Annotated in this window: 15 protein-coding genes and 1 tRNA gene; 7 read left to right on the top strand and 9 right to left on the bottom strand. The window is 68.7% G+C overall.

What is annotated here, in order from left to right:
* The first annotated feature begins 50 nt into the window (after positions 1-50).
* The gene (gene han / locus QRT08_RS00925) at positions 51-1940 is read left to right on the top strand and encodes a Hef-associated nuclease (protein WP_286043694.1); all 1890 of its coding nucleotides are present in this window, start codon (positions 51-53) and stop codon (positions 1938-1940) included.
* Here han and QRT08_RS00920 read toward each other — a convergent pair.
* From QRT08_RS00920 to QRT08_RS00910, 3 genes are read right to left on the bottom strand one after another with little or no spacing between them, the layout of a single operon-like run.
* Positions 1927-3525, bottom strand: coding sequence for a phospholipase D-like domain-containing protein (locus QRT08_RS00920; protein ID WP_286043693.1), 1599 nt, complete (start codon positions 3523-3525; stop codon positions 1927-1929). The genes han and QRT08_RS00920 overlap by 14 nt on opposite strands.
* Before the next feature lie 43 nt (positions 3526-3568).
* Positions 3569-5065, bottom strand: coding sequence for a HEAT repeat domain-containing protein (locus tag QRT08_RS00915; RefSeq protein WP_286043692.1), 1497 nt, complete (start codon positions 5063-5065; stop codon positions 3569-3571).
* A gap of 23 nt (positions 5066-5088) precedes the next feature.
* Positions 5089-5796: a protein sorting system archaetidylserine synthase gene (locus QRT08_RS00910; protein WP_286043691.1), complete on the bottom strand. Its 708-nt coding sequence runs from the start codon at positions 5794-5796 to the stop codon at positions 5089-5091.
* Positions 5797-5954: 158 nt separating this feature from the next.
* Between QRT08_RS00910 and QRT08_RS00905 the strand changes: the two genes are divergently transcribed.
* Positions 5955-6371, top strand: a complete 417-nt coding sequence (locus QRT08_RS00905; RefSeq protein WP_286043690.1) for a cupredoxin domain-containing protein — start codon at positions 5955-5957, stop codon at positions 6369-6371.
* A 17-nt stretch (positions 6372-6388) separates the two neighbouring features.
* Here QRT08_RS00905 and QRT08_RS00900 read toward each other — a convergent pair whose 3' ends face one another.
* The 4 genes from QRT08_RS00900 to QRT08_RS00885 are packed head-to-tail and all read right to left on the bottom strand — an operon-like array spanning position 6389 to position 8776.
* Positions 6389-7039 carry a 30S ribosomal protein S3ae gene (locus tag QRT08_RS00900; protein WP_286043689.1) on the bottom strand — a complete coding sequence of 217 codons (651 nt, stop codon included), beginning with the start codon at positions 7037-7039 and terminating at the stop codon, positions 6389-6391.
* Positions 7036-7272 carry a KEOPS complex subunit Pcc1 gene (locus QRT08_RS00895; RefSeq protein WP_286043688.1) on the bottom strand — a complete coding sequence of 79 codons (237 nt, stop codon included), beginning with the start codon at positions 7270-7272 and terminating at the stop codon, positions 7036-7038. The genes QRT08_RS00900 and QRT08_RS00895 overlap by 4 nt, the downstream gene beginning before the upstream one ends.
* Positions 7269-8312, bottom strand: coding sequence for an exonuclease RecJ (locus QRT08_RS00890; protein ID WP_286043687.1), 1044 nt, complete (start codon positions 8310-8312; stop codon positions 7269-7271). Before QRT08_RS00890 ends, QRT08_RS00895 begins: the two co-directional genes overlap by 4 nt.
* On the bottom strand, positions 8312-8776 hold the full coding sequence (locus tag QRT08_RS00885; RefSeq protein ID WP_286043686.1) for a 30S ribosomal protein S15: 465 nt from the start codon (positions 8774-8776) through the stop codon (positions 8312-8314). The genes QRT08_RS00890 and QRT08_RS00885 overlap by 1 nt, the downstream gene beginning before the upstream one ends.
* Positions 8777-9001: 225 nt before the next feature.
* Between QRT08_RS00885 and QRT08_RS00880 the strand changes: the two genes are divergently transcribed.
* The 3 genes from QRT08_RS00880 (at position 9002) to QRT08_RS00870 (ending at position 11418) form a co-directional block, all read left to right on the top strand.
* Positions 9002-9073: transfer RNA gene (locus QRT08_RS00880), tRNA-Ala, on the top strand.
* 166 nt (positions 9074-9239) lie between these two features.
* On the top strand, positions 9240-9587 hold the full coding sequence (locus QRT08_RS00875; protein WP_286043685.1) for a hypothetical protein: 348 nt from the start codon (positions 9240-9242) through the stop codon (positions 9585-9587).
* 298 nt (positions 9588-9885) lie between these two features.
* Complete coding sequence (locus tag QRT08_RS00870; RefSeq protein WP_286045013.1) at positions 9886-11418, top strand: TrkH family potassium uptake protein; 1533 nt, start codon at positions 9886-9888, stop codon at positions 11416-11418.
* A 19-nt stretch (positions 11419-11437) separates the two neighbouring features.
* Here QRT08_RS00870 and QRT08_RS00865 read toward each other — a convergent pair whose 3' ends face one another.
* Positions 11438-11635, bottom strand: a complete 198-nt coding sequence (locus QRT08_RS00865; RefSeq protein WP_286043684.1) for a hypothetical protein — start codon at positions 11633-11635, stop codon at positions 11438-11440.
* Positions 11636-12004: 369 nt separating this feature from the next.
* Here QRT08_RS00865 and QRT08_RS00860 point away from each other — a divergent pair, with 369 nt between their 5' ends.
* Positions 12005-12409 (top strand): helix-turn-helix domain-containing protein, encoded by a 405-nt coding sequence (locus tag QRT08_RS00860; RefSeq protein WP_286043683.1) that lies wholly within the window; start codon positions 12005-12007, stop codon positions 12407-12409.
* A gap of 87 nt (positions 12410-12496) precedes the next feature.
* Positions 12497-13228 carry a competence/damage-inducible protein A gene (locus tag QRT08_RS00855; RefSeq protein ID WP_286043682.1) on the top strand — a complete coding sequence of 244 codons (732 nt, stop codon included), beginning with the start codon at positions 12497-12499 and terminating at the stop codon, positions 13226-13228.
* 1 nt (position 13229) lies between these two features.
* On the opposite strand, the gene QRT08_RS00850 is transcribed toward QRT08_RS00855, so the two are convergent.
* The gene (locus QRT08_RS00850; protein WP_286043681.1) at positions 13230-13406 is read right to left on the bottom strand and encodes a hypothetical protein; all 177 of its coding nucleotides are present in this window, start codon (positions 13404-13406) and stop codon (positions 13230-13232) included.
* Positions 13407-13478 lie beyond the last annotated feature (72 nt).

Genomic DNA, 13478 nt, shown 5'->3' with positions numbered 1-13478 from the left:
CCCGAGCGCGCTTGACAACCGTTAAACCGGGCGCTCTCGAAGGGGGCACAATGACAGCAGAACCCGAGCTCGACGGCGACCCCGTCGTCTACGAGCTCAACGCGGCGTGTACGGTCGAGGAGCTCGACTCCGATACACCCTATCTGGCGACGGTCAACGGCGTCGTCGAGTACGGCGTCTTCGTCGACCTCTCCGAGGAGGTATCGGGCCTCGTCCACGAGTCCGCCCTCGAGACCGACTACGCCGTCGGCGACCGGCTGGTCGTCAGTCTCGAGCAGGTCCGGGAGAACGGCGACATCGCGTTCGAACCCGTGGGGATCGACCCCGAGTCGGCGACGGTCGAGACGGTCGAGCACAGCTACGAGATCACCCGGACGACGGACCTCGCCGTCGGCGAGTCGGTCCACCTCGAGGGCGAGGTCGTGCAGGTCAAACAGACCGGCGGCCCGACGGTCTTCCAGGTCCGCGACGGGGCCGGCGTCGTCCCGTGCACCGCATTCGAGGCCGCGGGCGTGCGCGCCCACCCCGGGATCGGGGTCGGCGACCTCGTCCACGTCTCGGGTCGCGTCGAGCGCCGCGACGGGGCCCGCCAGATCGAGGTCGAGGGGATCGAGACGCTCGACGGCGAGCGCGCGAGCGACGCCCGCGAGCGCCTCGACGCCGCGCTCGACGAGCGCGCCCAGCCCCACGAGGTCGATCCGCTGATCGAGTGGCCCGCGCTCGACCCGCTGATCGAGGACCTGGAGGAGGTCGCCCGACTGATTCGCCGGACGGTCCTCGAGGGCCGGCCGATCCGGATGCGCCACCACGCCGACGGCGACGGGATGTGCGCCGCGGTGCCCGTCGCGCTCGCGATCGAGCGCTTCATCGAGGAGACCCACGAGGACTCCGACGCCGCCCAGCACCTGCTGAAGCGCCTCCCGAGCAAGGCCCCGTTCTACGAGATGGAGGACGCCACGCGCGACCTCAACTACGCGCTGGGCGACCGGGCGCGCCACGGCCAGAAGCTCCCCCTCCTGTTGATGCTCGACAACGGCAGCACGGAGGAGGACGTGCCGGCCTACGAGACGCTCGCGCACTACGACATCCCGATCGCGGCCGTCGATCACCACCACCCCGACCCCGAGGCGGTCGACGACCTGCTCGCGGCCCACGTCAACCCCTACCTCCACGGCGAGGACTACCGCATCACCACGGGGATGCTCTGTGCCGAACTCGCGCGGATGATTGACCCGACGATCACCGACGAACTCCGGCACGTCCCCGCGGTCGCGGGGATCGCGGATCGCTCGAAGGCCGACGCGATGGAGCGGTATCTCGAACTCGCCCGCGAAGAGGGCTACGACGAGGCCGACCTCGAGGACGTCAGCGAGGCGCTCGATTACGCCGCCCACTGGCTGCGCTACAGCGCCGGTCGAGCGCTCATCGCGGACGTGCTCGACGTCGGCGGCGACACCGAGCGCCACGCCGACGTCGTCGAGTTCCTCGCCGAGCGCGCCCAGCGCGACATCGACGAGCAACTGGCGGCGGCGATGCCCCACGTCGAGCGCGAACGCCTCGACAGCGGCGTCCACCTCTGTCGGATCGACGTCGAGAACCACGCCCACCGTTTCACGTTTCCCGCGCCCGGCACCACCACCGGCGAGATCCACGACCGGATCGTCGAGGAGACCGGCGACCCCGTCATCACGATCGGCTACGGGCCCGACTTCGCCGTCCTCCGGAGCGACGGCGTGCGCCTCGACATCCCCCGGATGGTGAGCGAACTCGTAGACGAGATCGACGGCGGCGGCGTTTCGGGCGGCGGCCACCTCGTCGTGGGGTCGATCAAGTTCGTCAAGGGGATGCGCGAGGAGGTCCTCGACGCGCTGGTCGAGAAGATGGGCGAGGCGGAACTCGACGAGGCGCTGTCGAGCGCCGAGACCGTCACGGACCGGTAGAGCCGAACCGGAGCAGGCGGGATCCCACGAGGACGGCGCCGCCGGCCGCACCCGCGACGCCGAGACCGACCTCGACGGGGATCGACCACCCCTCCTCGCCGGCCCAGTCGGCGTCGAACACCGCCGCGAAGTACGCCGCGATCGGCTCGCTCTCGACGATCAGCGCCACCTCGCGGTTGTTCTCGACCGAGTTCGCGTTCCAGTTGACGCTCCCGACCATCGTGCGGCGGTCGTCGACGACCACGCCCTTGGCGTGGAGCTTCGCGAAGTCGTCGCTGTCGACCGTTCGGGCCTCGATCGGCAGGTCACCGGCCTCGGACTGATCCTCGAGCCACCGGACGACCTCCTCGTTTTCGTCCTCGACGTACCACGACGAGTCGAGCAGGATCCGCACCTCGACGCCGCGCTCGGCGGCGGCGAGCGCCTCCCGCAGGAAGACGTGGTCGTGGGCGATCGTCGCCTGCTCGATCCGGATCGACTCCTCGGCGCTTCGGATGAGCGCGATCGTCTCCTCTTCTGCGTTGTCGGGCGCGGTCACGACACGGACCGAGTCGACCCCGCCCGTAGTCGGACTGAACTCGCTCGGGAACGTCCCCTCGGGTGGTTCCTTGTCGACGAGCGTGCCCGCGAGCGAGCGGTCCCAGCGTGCGGTGTCCTCCCAGTCGGCGTCGGCCTCGAAGACGGCCGCGAGGTCCTCGGCGACCGCCTCGCTTTCGACGACGACCCCCCAGCCGCGGCTCGCCCTCCCGCCGGTTCCGGCGGGTTTCCAGTTCTCCGTGAGGACGAGCGCGCGGTCGTCGGCGACGGCGTACTTCGGGTGGTGGTACCGATAGCGGGTCGCGGCCCCATCGAAGACGCGGACCTCGATCCCGCCCGCGGCGAGTCGATCGAGCGCCCGCGCCTCCGCCTCGGTCTGCCCGCCGACCGGCGTGCCGTCGACCAGCACGCGCACCTCGACGCCCCGTTCGTGGGCCGCGAGGAGCGCCTCGGTCGCGCGCTCGGAGTGAAAGGAGTAGCCCGCGAGGTAGAGGCGCTCGTCCGCTTCTCGGAGCGTCTCGATCGGGACCCCGGGGGAGTCGGGCAGGCTAAAGGCCGTCGCGCGCTCCGCGGGGAGGTCGCGCGCCTCGAAGTCCGTCGCGCCCCGGGGGCGCCACTCCCATCCTCCGTCCGCGAGGAGCCACCGCTCGCCCTCCGGGGCGCGCTCGTAGGTCGTCTCGTCGACGAGTTCGGCTCCCCGATACAGCCCGATGGTCTCGCCGGTCTGGGCCATCGCGAAGTGTTCGGGCAGTTCGCGGACGGGGTACGCGACCTTCTCGTGGGTTATCCTTGGCTCGCGGCTGAACGCCACGGGCCCCGAGACGGTCCCGTTTCCGAGCGGCGTGGTCGTCTTCCCGTCGGTCAACGAGAACGCCGAGAGGTCGCTCTCGGGGGCGAACTCGACGACGACGTACTCGCCGGCGTTGCCCGCGTGGTTGGTGTTGGGATACACCTCGACGATCGTCGCGTCGGCGGGTGTGGCGCTCGCGCCGCTCGCGACGGCGAGGACGAACAGGCAGGCGACCAGCGCGGCGCGCGACCGGGACACGCCCCCGTTGGTCCCCCGCCAGTACAAGAAGGTTCGGCCGTGTTCAGGCGACCTTCTGGGCCTCGGACTGGACGAGGAAGGCCCGGTCGTCGGCGTAGGGTTCGACCGCGTCGAGGGCCTCCTGCGTGCCGATCTGGTTGAGCGCCCACGCGGCGCTGGCCCTGACGGTGTCGGAGCCGTCGTCCTCGAGGACGTCCGACAGCGGTTCGATCGCACGCGTGTCGCCGAGCAGGCCCAGCGAGCGGGCCGCGCCGCTTCGCACCTCGGGGTTCTCGGAGGTCAGGCGGTCGGCGACCCCCTGCGTGGCCTCCTCGCTCCCGATCTCGCCGAGCGCCTTCAGCGTCACGAGTTGGAGCTTCGGGTCGCTGTCGGCCTCGGCGTACTCCAGAAGCATCTCGACGGGGTCGTCGCTCCCGATCTTCCCGAGGGCCTTGATCGCGGCCTTGTCGCGCTTCTGTGCGCGCTGGGTCATCGCGTCGAGCGCCTCCTCGGCGCCCATCCGCGTGAGTGATTCGAGGCAGTGGCGTTCCATGAACTCCGAGCCGAACTGTTCGAGCGCGAGCAGGATCGGTTCGGGCTCGCCGCGTTTCTCGTAGACCTTGATCGCGTGCCACTCCGGCGGGTAGTCCTTGCGGTGGTCGAGCACGTCGTAAAAGCCGTGGGCCGCGAGTTTTTCGCGTGTCGTGAGGTCGTCCCACTCCTCCGCGGCGTCGAGACCCGCCTGGAGATCCTCGACCGCCTCCAGCAACGCGGCGATGGTCTCTGCGTCCTCGTCGGGATCGAGCGAGGCGTCGCCGACCTCTCGAGCGGCGGCTTCGAGCGTCGTCACGAGATCCGCGGGCTCCTCGCCCTCCAGCGTCAGGTCGGTTCCGAGGACCTCGTTTTCGGCCTCGACGAACTCCTCGACGGGTGCGGCGAGTTCGCCCTCGCCCTTCCCCGTCCAGCGCGTCTCCTCGATCGTGGTTCCGGCCTCCTCGATCCCCTCGATGACGTCCTCGCTGTAGGGCCCGCGCTGGGATTCGAGGTCGTCCTGCAGATCCGAGAGGCGTTCTTCGAGACGTTCGCGGGGGTCCTCCGCGTCCTCGTCGTCCTCGTCGGGTTCGGGGAGGTCCGCCTCCTCTAGGTCGTCGCCGATACTGACGAGCGTCGCCGAGACGTCGTCGAGGTCCGATTCGGTCTCGGCCTCCTCCAAGGCGGCCTCCGCACCGTCGAGACGCTCGTCGAGCGCCTCCTCGGTGAGCGGTTCGGTCGGCAGGTCCGCGCTCTCCTGTTCCGCTTCGTCCTCGTCGCTTCCCTCCGTTTCGTCCTGCTCAGTTTCGTCTGCGTTCTCGGCGCCTTCGTCTTCCGTCGCTTCGTCTCCGTTCTCCTCCTCACTTTCCGCCGCTTCGCCCTCGGCGTCCCCCGTTTCGGTGTCCGACGCCGATTCCTCCTCGGCGTTCTCGGGTTCGTCCGGCGTCTCGGCGTCGGACGCCTCGGTGCCCTCCTCGGGCGGTGCCTCGGATTCCTCGTTCTCGTCGGACGGGGCCTCGTCCTCGCTCATACAGTGGGGTCCGGCCGAACGGCCTATGAGCGTTTCCCTTCCCCCTCGCGCTCGGCCTCGCCCCAGTAGAGCCACGGCCCCAACAGGAGGTACGCGAGCGAGAGCGTCAACAGCGCGACGGGGAACATCCCGCCCTGGAAGCCCGGGATCAGGACGGCGAGGACGTGAATGATCCCCATCAACAGGGCGTCGCGCGCGAGCAGGTCGGGGTACTCGATCGGCGAGACCATCAGGTAGCAGAACGCGGCGGTGATCGCGAGGACGGCCGCGGGCGCCTCGATCCCCGCGAGAACCGCCGCCCCGAGGGTCGTCGCGGCGAGCGTGCTCGGCGCACCCAGCGTCGTCGTGTGGGCCGCGTCGTAGGCCGTATACAGCCCCAGTCGGACGACCGCCATCGCGACGAACAGCGCCGGGATCCCGAAGGCGGCGACCGCGATGAGGTCGCTGACCGCCGCGTCCTCCGCGAGCGCGATAACCAGCATCGCGGGAGCGACCCCGAAGGAAGCGACGTCCGCGAGCGAGTCGAGGTACGGCCCCACCCGGGTGCCGCCGTAGCGCCGGGCGAGCACGCCGTCGAGTCCGTCCAACACCGCCGCCAGCAGGACGAACTGCGCCGCGACCGCCACGTCGACCATCGCGACCGCCGCCGCCAGAAACCCCAGGGCGGCGTTGCCGACGGTGACCGCGTCTGCGATCCCCAGTCGGCCGACGAAGCGGGGCGCGAACTCCATACCCCCCGCTCGCACAGCGCCCCTTTATCGATTGTGGATCCGCGGAGCGTCAACGGAGCAGTACGATCGACCGTGACTCCCGCGTCCGGTTCGAAGCCCCGAACCGGGACCGGGAGTCGACCGACAGCCTATAGGCTCGCCGGTTCCGAGTCGACCGCATGCAACGGCGTGCGTTCCTCGCTGCCGTCGGGGGTGGCCTCCTCGCGAGCGCGGGCGGCTGTACCGCCATCGCGAGCCTGACCGAGAGCCACGACATCGGCATGAGCGCCCACGAGTTCCTCCCCGACGCCTACACCGTCGAGGTCGGCGACACCGTGAGCTGGGAGAACACCGGCTCGCGCGCACACACCGTCACCGCCTACGACGGCGGCCAGCCCGAGGGTGCGGCCTTCTTCTCGACCGGGGAGTTCGAGAGCGAGAGCCGGGCTAGAGAGGCGTGGCGCGACGACCGCGAGGGATCGATCTACACCGGCGACCGCTTCGAACACACGTTCGAGACGCCGGGCGAACACGACTACTTCTGCATCCCCCACGAGCGCGGCGGGATGATCGGACGAATCGTCGTCGAAGGATAGCGGTTCGCGTCCGCGGCCTACGCCTCGTTTTCGTCGACCGCGACGTCGGTCTCCTCGACGTCGACCGCGGTCTCCTCCTCCTCCGCGACCTCCTCGGGTCGGGCCTCGAGGGTGAGCTTCTGGATCTCGACGCGACGGAGCGGGTAGATCGTCTTCGCCTCGCCGTAGATCGCACTCGAGAGGCGGCCCTCGACGACGCTGTCGACGAGCCCCTCAAAGGTGCGCTCCTCGCCGGCCTCCTCGACCATCTCGATCATTCGCTTTCGGATGGCGTGTTCCTGGCTGTGGTCGGCCTTCTTCGTCGTGAAGGCGACGGGCTGGACCTGCACGCGGTAGTCGTCGGTCGTCAGGACGGTGACGTAGGCGTCGATCTTCGAGGCGCCCCGGCGCACGAGGCTGCGCACGTAATCGCGCGTGAGTTCGTGTTTGACGAACTCCGTGTAGGCGGCGTCGCTGCCCACGTCGTTGATCTTGAACGTGAGCTTGATGTTGTTCTCGCTGGCGTTGTTCGTCAGCTCGCCGAGCGTCGTCTCGAGGGTACGCCCGAGGAGCTGGTCCGGTTCGTTCGCGGGTGACTGGCCGAGTTCGGCCCGGTCGAACTGCTCGGGCGCGAGCACGGTGTACCACCGCTTCTGTCGTTGCTGTCGGGAAACTGATCGTTCACTCATGATTGGGTTGTCGTCCGTTGATCTGCTAGCTGTACCACTTCGTCGGCCACCGTGAGGTTTACGACGTAGTCGTCCGCGGTCGTCCGCAGGCCGCCCGTCGACTCGCGGGTGATCGTCGTCACCACCCACCCACCCTCCGTTCGGGTCTCGATCTCGGGCGTGTTGTCCGGCGAGACCGCTCGCGCGACGAGGTCGGGGTCCGCGTGGGTCGTTCGGATCTCGATGCGTTTCATGCCATCGCCCCCCTGAAGGCCTCGAGAAACGCCTCGGGCGGGCAGTCGAAGCGGGCGACACCCCGAGAGGGAGTGCCACCACCCATGCCGTCGACCGCCACGCCCGCCTCGGCCATCGCCTCGCCGACGCCATCGAACCCCGCCGCACCCGCCTCGTCGTCGGCGACGACGAGGACGACGGGTTCGGGCGAGCGGAAGTCCCTGAGGAGGCGCGCGACCGTCGCGACCGGTCCCTCGTTGATACGCGCGACGAACAGGCCGTCGTAGCGGCCGGTGTCTGCCCCGCGGATCGCGTCGTGGGCCGCCGTCGCGTGGGTGCGCCACGCGTCGAGCGCTTCGAGTCGTGTGTCGTGTCCCATCGCGAGCGCGAGGGCGACCCCCGGCGCGTCGCGCGCGAGGCAGTCGAGCACGTCCGCGAGCCCTTCGGCGGTCTCGAACGGTCCCTCGGGCGTGGCGTGCGGGCGAAGCGCCCGCTCGATCGCGGTCGCGGCCCGGTCGCTCGCGGCCTCGGAGCCGACGGCGTCGAGCGCGGCGAGCGAGGCCACCGCCCGATCGTCGTCCGCGAGTTCGGCGAGGTGCGCGCCGACGGCCGTCTCGTCGCCCGAGAAATCGGCGTGAAACAGCGTCGAGTGGGCGAGGCCGTCCGCCAGATCCGCCGTGGGGATCCCGACCCCGGATCGGCGGTCGAGGTCGACGCCGGCCGCCTCGGGGTCGCCCCCGAGCAGGCAGCCCGCGAGCGCCAGCCCGGGATCGGGCTCGCAGTCGAGTTCGCGGACGAGGTCGGCCGCGGCCGCGCTGGCCGGTCGATCGTCGGGTGCGAATTCCTCGGGAAAGCCGATCGGGACGGTCGCGTCGGCGGGCAGGTCGTCCGTGAGCGGGACGACGCGGGCCTGAAACGGGGTCGATCGGGCCGCGAGCGCGCGCAGGAGCAACCCGGCGGCGGCGATCGAATCGCCGTCCGCACGCGGGGCTACCCGAACGAATCCGGCATCCGTGAGCGTGGCGGCGAGATCGCGTTCCGATCGACCCGTGACGGCCATTACTCGAGGAGTTCCTGGGCGTTCCGGTAGGTGTAGCGGAAGTCCGCGGGGAGCTCGTCGCCGCGGTAGTAGTTGACGAGCCGGCGGACCTTCGCCTCCGTGTTCTGCAGCGCGCGCTTGTTCTGGGCGTCCTGTCCGTTCTCGGCGACGTGCTCGCGCAGGCGGATCGCCCGCTCCATCAGGTTCCGGAGGTCCTCCGGAACGTCGGGCGAGGCGTCGTTCTCTTCGAGGATCTCGCCGAGTTTCTTGCCGGTGGCGAGTTTGACGTTCGGGACGGGCGTGCCCTTGACGCCCTCGTCGCGCAGTTTCATGCCGATCTGGCTGGGGTCGAGGCCCTCCTCTGCGAGTTCGACGACGCGCGATTCGATCTCGTCGGCGTCGACGTCGCTCCACTCCGGTGGTTCGTCTGCCGTCGGCCTGTCCGATCCGGACGAGCCGCGACGGCGTGTATGCATTCGTGCCATGGTCGAGGATAGGAACCGCACAGACCGCAGACGGCACGTTACGTGCACTACCGCAATCTCGAAGTCGCCTTTCCACGAGCGTGGATGTGCGACGGGTCAGATTTGCGGCCGTGCTGTTCCCACCGCCACTCGTCCGTCGACGGGCTAAAGGATTGCGACTCACTGTCGGGCGCTCGAAAGAGGGTTCGAAGCGTTTATCATTCCACCCCGGGTACGGACGGTCGAGGGCTCGTAGATCAGTGGTAGATCACTCCCTTGGCATGGGAGAGGCCCCGGGTTCAAATCCCGGCGAGTCCATCACCGTCCCGCACGGTCCCTACTCGCCCGATAGCGAAGTTGTGATTTATTTCTAAGGGCGTTCTCGATGGCAGTCAGTCGTCCAGACAGAAACTTCGGGAGCTACCTCGATCCTGATAGATGTCTGACGAACCTTCATATGCGTGCTACACAAACCCACGCGATAGTGAAGCCCGGACAGCTCCCGGATCGGCCGCCGCGGAGGCGCGAGCGACCGCGATGGCCGAAGCTCCTGTTGATCGCGGGGGTCACGCTGACCGTCGTCGGATTCGTCCTCACGGTCGGGCCACTCGCCCCCGAACTCGGGGGAACCGGCTCGCCCCCGTTCGACGAGCCAGCGAGCGAGCCGTCCGAGGCCGGCGCTAGCGAAAGCGATGGGAGTAGCGATACCGGCGTGAGCAGCGACGAGGCGACCGCAGCCGAGGACGACGACCACGAGGGTACCGGCATACGAGGGATGATCGGCGAAACGACCTCGAAGGACGAAACGCGGGAGGAGTGCGTCGTCGAATAGGATCGGCGGTGAGGTGATCGAGCGCGGTTCCGATCTCGCCGACCCACTGTCCTCGTCAGGTTCATCGCGTCCGCTCCGCAGGTAGGAGCATACGGCGGGGCGGGTTCGACTGACACGCACCCGCCGCGCCCCCTCATCCTGTCGGCCGTAACCGTGTGACGATTCTCCCCCACCCCGTAGCGGCGAGGATCCGTAACGACGTACAGCCGACAGTATCGGTTCCGTCCGAGCGCTTTCGATGAGTTCTTGGCTAGCGGCCATCGTACGGAAGGACACGCATGACCCGGAGCCGATACGCGTGACGTGGCACGTCGACTGGCGGGCGAGCGTGGGCCTCGTGGGGACGGTCGTGAAGTACCTCTCGTTGACGATGCTCGTGCCGTTGTTCGTCGCCATCGTCTACCGCGAGGACGTCTGGGTGTTCGCCGTCTCCATCGTGATCACGATCAGTATCGGACTGGTGCTCGAACGGGTGGACCCCGACCCGGATCTGGGCCCCGAGGAGGCGTTGTTGTTGGTCACCCTCGCGTGGCTCGCGGCCGCGCTCATCGGCACGATCCCGTACCTGCTCGCGGGCTACGGGACGGCCTCGACGCTCGCTCACCCCGTGAACGCCCTGTTCGAGTCGATGAGCGGATTTACGACGACCGGCGCGACCGTCATGGGCGAGATCAGCGTCGAGCGCCACTCCCACGCGGTGATGATGTGGCGCCAGCTCACCCAGTGGCTCGGCGGGATGGGGATCATCGTGCTGATGATCGCCATCCTCCCGGAACTGGCCGTCAACGGGGCCCAGTTGATGGGATCGGAGTCCCCCGGCCCGACGCTCCAGAAGCTGACCCCGAAGATCGCACAGACGGCACGCGCCCTCTGGATGGTGTATTTCGGGTTCACCCTGCTTCTCATCGTCCTCCTCTACGGTCTGCACGTGATCGGCCTCGCGCCGAACATGGACCTCTACAACGCCGTCGCGCACGGCTTTTCGACCCTCCCCACGGGGGGGTTCTCCCCGCAGGCGGACAGCATCGCGGCGTTCTCGGCGGCGGTCCAGTGGGCCTTCATCCCCTTTATGGTGATCGCAGGGGTGAACTTCGCGCTGTTCTGGCAGGTGCTTCGGGGCGAGACCCGCGCGCTCGTCGACGACACCGAGTTCCGGGCGTACACCGGCGCGATCGCGGTGTTCGTCGCGGTGCTCGCCGTGGTGTTGTTTCGGGGCGGCGCTCCGGCGATCCCGCTCGGCGGGGCAACGGAGGGCGTGACCGAGAACGCGCTCCGACAGGCCGCCTTCCAGATCGGCTCGCTGTTGAACTCGACCGGCTACGCGACGAGCGACTTCGCCCAGTGGGACCCACACGCCCAGATGGTCCTCCTGTTCGCGATGTTCGTCGGCGGTTCGGCGGGATCAACGGGGGGCGGGATCAAGGTCATCCGGTGGATCGTGATCCTCAAAACCCTCCACCGGGAGCTGTTCGTGGTGGCACACCCGAGGGCGGTCCGCCCGGTTCGGTTGGCCGGTCGCGTCGTCGACGAGGACGTGATCCGCGGGCTGGTCGCCTTCACCTTCCTGTACATGATCCTCTTCGCGGTCAGCGCCGTGTTCATCTCGCTCGATTCGGCGCGGATCGGCTACGAGTTGACTCCGATAGAGGCCATCAGCGCGTCGCTGGCCGCCATCGGGAACATCGGACCGGGGTTCGGTGTCTTCGGGCCGTTCGGGGGCTATCTAGCGCTCTCGAACGCATCGAAGCTCCTCATGACGTTCCTGATGTGGGTCGGCCGCCTCGAGATCGTCCCCGTCCTCGCGCTGTTCGTCCTCTCGGTCGAGGAGTGAGTCCCGACGCGCACCGCTTTTACGTGTGAAGCGAGAGGATCCGGAGAAACGCCCACATCGTCCAGAGCACGACGGCGATCCCGACGACGACGAGTTCCTGTTCGACGAGTAACGCGCCGGTGGCCTGGAGTACGACGTACTCGAGGGCGACGTACGTCAACAGGACGGCAAGGATGTCCCACATCGAGCGAGGTTCGGTGATGCTGGGTCGTCTCATGACGGGGTTCTGCACCCGTTTCGGACCGGGTCGCCGTCCCCCGATCCGTCCGGTCGGACGGCGGAGCCGTATCCGCCCGTCGGGTGCTAGGGCGACGGATAGCCGAGCCGTGGCGGGGGTTGGACGGCCGCTCTAATAAGCGACCCGACGGCCCGTGCGCGAGTGGGGAGCGATCACCGGCCCGCTCCCCGCGTTTCGTCGGGAGTGATCGCGATCGGCGCCACCCCCGGGTGGCCGGTTCGTCGCGACGGCAAGGCGGTCGCATCCCCTCCGTGAAATCGGGGTACGACTCCCCGCGTCGGAGATGGGGACAGTATTGTACCGATTGCGCAACCGTTTTGAGCGTGAATCGCGTAGTAGTTCCAACGAATGGCCAACTCGATGAGTGAAATGCTCCGGCAGGACATGGAATGTGAGGGGCTGCTGGAGTGTTTCCACGGTCTCAAGGAGATCGACAAGGACGTGTTCAAGCTACTGAGCGGGAGCGACGAGCCGTTTACGGTCGACGAAATAGCCGAGCGGATCGACCGCGAGCGATCGACCGCCTACCGATCGGTCCAGCGCCTGCTGCAGGCGGGGTTCATCCAGAAGGAGCAGGTCAACTACGAGCAGGGCGGGTACTACCACGTCTATCGACCGCGCAATCCCGACGAGATAACGCGGGAGATGCAACGAACGCTCAACGACTGGTACGCCAAGATGGGGCAGTTGATCGGGGAGTTCGGCGACAAGTACGCCGACACGGCCGGCCGGTCGCCGTCCGTCGAAAGCTAGCCCGGTACTCCGGCCCGTCGTCCTGATCGGGAGGGGCCAAGCGCCCCGACCACAGGTTTTTGTCCGCGAACGACCTCGGTGGGATCGATGGAGGTCGTCGTTCTCACCGTGGGTGACGAGGTACTCGCGGGGGACATCACGAACTCGAACGCGACGTGGCTGGCCGGCCGGCTGACCGAGAGCGGCGCGGCCGTCTCCCGGATCCTGACCGTCCCCGACGACCGCGACCTCGTCGCCGAGACGATCCGCGAGTGGGCCGCGCGCTTCGACGCCGTGATCGTCACCGGGGGACTCGGCGGGACCCACGACGATGTCACCGCCGGGGCGCTCGCCGACGCGTTCGGCCGCGACCTCGTCGTCGACGAGGCCGTCCGCGAGGACGTCATCGAGACGGTCGCGGCCTACCGGGAGGCAAACCCCGAGACGGTGGCCGCCCACGACGTGGAGATCGACGTCGACGCGTGGGCGGCCCTCCCCGAGGGGAGTCGCGCCCTCCCGAACCCCGAGGGGCTCTGTCCCGGCTGTGTGATCGAGAACGTCTACGCCTTTCCGGGCGTCCCCGCCGAGATGAAGGCCCTGTTCGAGCGGGTCGCCGCGGAGTTCGGGGGCGAAACGGTCGCGAAAACCCTCTATACGCCACGGCCGGAGGGAGCGATGCTCGACGCGCTGTCGGGCGTCCGCGAGCGCTTCGACGTGGCGGTCGGGAGCTACCCCGCCGCCGAGGGACGAAACCGGATCAAGCTAACGGGCACCGACCCCGACGTGCTCGCCGACGCCGTCGAGTGGCTCCGCGGGAGGATCGAGGTCAGCGAGGAATAGGTCACTCGAACGCCGCGGCCGACTCCCCGTCCTCGAGGATTCGGTAGTCGGCGTCCGCACAGCAGCCGCCCTCGGAGCCGATCGGGTGGACCGACTCGTCGGGCCAGACGCGCACCGGAACCACCTCGCCACAGCCGTCACAGACCGCGACCGCCTTCGTCTTCTGGCCTTTCGTCATTGACACGACGGACCTACTACGCGCTGCAGTATCAGGGTATCCATTCGACGTCACGCCCGTTCGTGTACCAGC

This window comes from Halalkalicoccus sp. NIPERK01 (assembly GCF_030287405.1).
GTDB lineage: Archaea > Halobacteriota > Halobacteria > Halobacteriales > Halalkalicoccaceae > Halalkalicoccus.
This window is presented reverse-complemented; position numbering and strand designations above follow the sequence as displayed.

Coding starts and splice junctions, on each gene's coding strand:
- QRT08_RS00915 (WP_286043692.1), bottom strand. CDS start 5,065: ATGAGCGAGGACGAGGCCCCGTCCGACGAGAACGAGGAATCCGAGGCA.
- QRT08_RS00855 (WP_286043682.1), top strand. CDS start 12,497: ATGGAGGTCGTCGTTCTCACCGTGGGTGACGAGGTACTCGCGGGGGAC.
- QRT08_RS00890 (WP_286043687.1), bottom strand. CDS start 8,312: ATGGCCGTCACGGGTCGATCGGAACGCGATCTCGCCGCCACGCTCACG.
- QRT08_RS00910 (WP_286043691.1), bottom strand. CDS start 5,796: ATGGAGTTCGCGCCCCGCTTCGTCGGCCGACTGGGGATCGCAGACGCG.
- QRT08_RS00905 (WP_286043690.1), top strand. CDS start 5,955: ATGCAACGGCGTGCGTTCCTCGCTGCCGTCGGGGGTGGCCTCCTCGCG.
- QRT08_RS00860 (WP_286043683.1), top strand. CDS start 12,005: ATGGCCAACTCGATGAGTGAAATGCTCCGGCAGGACATGGAATGTGAG.
- QRT08_RS00885 (WP_286043686.1), bottom strand. CDS start 8,776: ATGGCACGAATGCATACACGCCGTCGCGGCTCGTCCGGATCGGACAGG.
- QRT08_RS00850 (WP_286043681.1), bottom strand. CDS start 13,406: ATGACGAAAGGCCAGAAGACGAAGGCGGTCGCGGTCTGTGACGGCTGT.
- QRT08_RS00900 (WP_286043689.1), bottom strand. CDS start 7,039: ATGAGTGAACGATCAGTTTCCCGACAGCAACGACAGAAGCGGTGGTAC.
- QRT08_RS00865 (WP_286043684.1), bottom strand. CDS start 11,635: ATGAGACGACCCAGCATCACCGAACCTCGCTCGATGTGGGACATCCTT.
- han (WP_286043694.1), top strand. CDS start 51: ATGACAGCAGAACCCGAGCTCGACGGCGACCCCGTCGTCTACGAGCTC.
- QRT08_RS00895 (WP_286043688.1), bottom strand. CDS start 7,272: ATGAAACGCATCGAGATCCGAACGACCCACGCGGACCCCGACCTCGTC.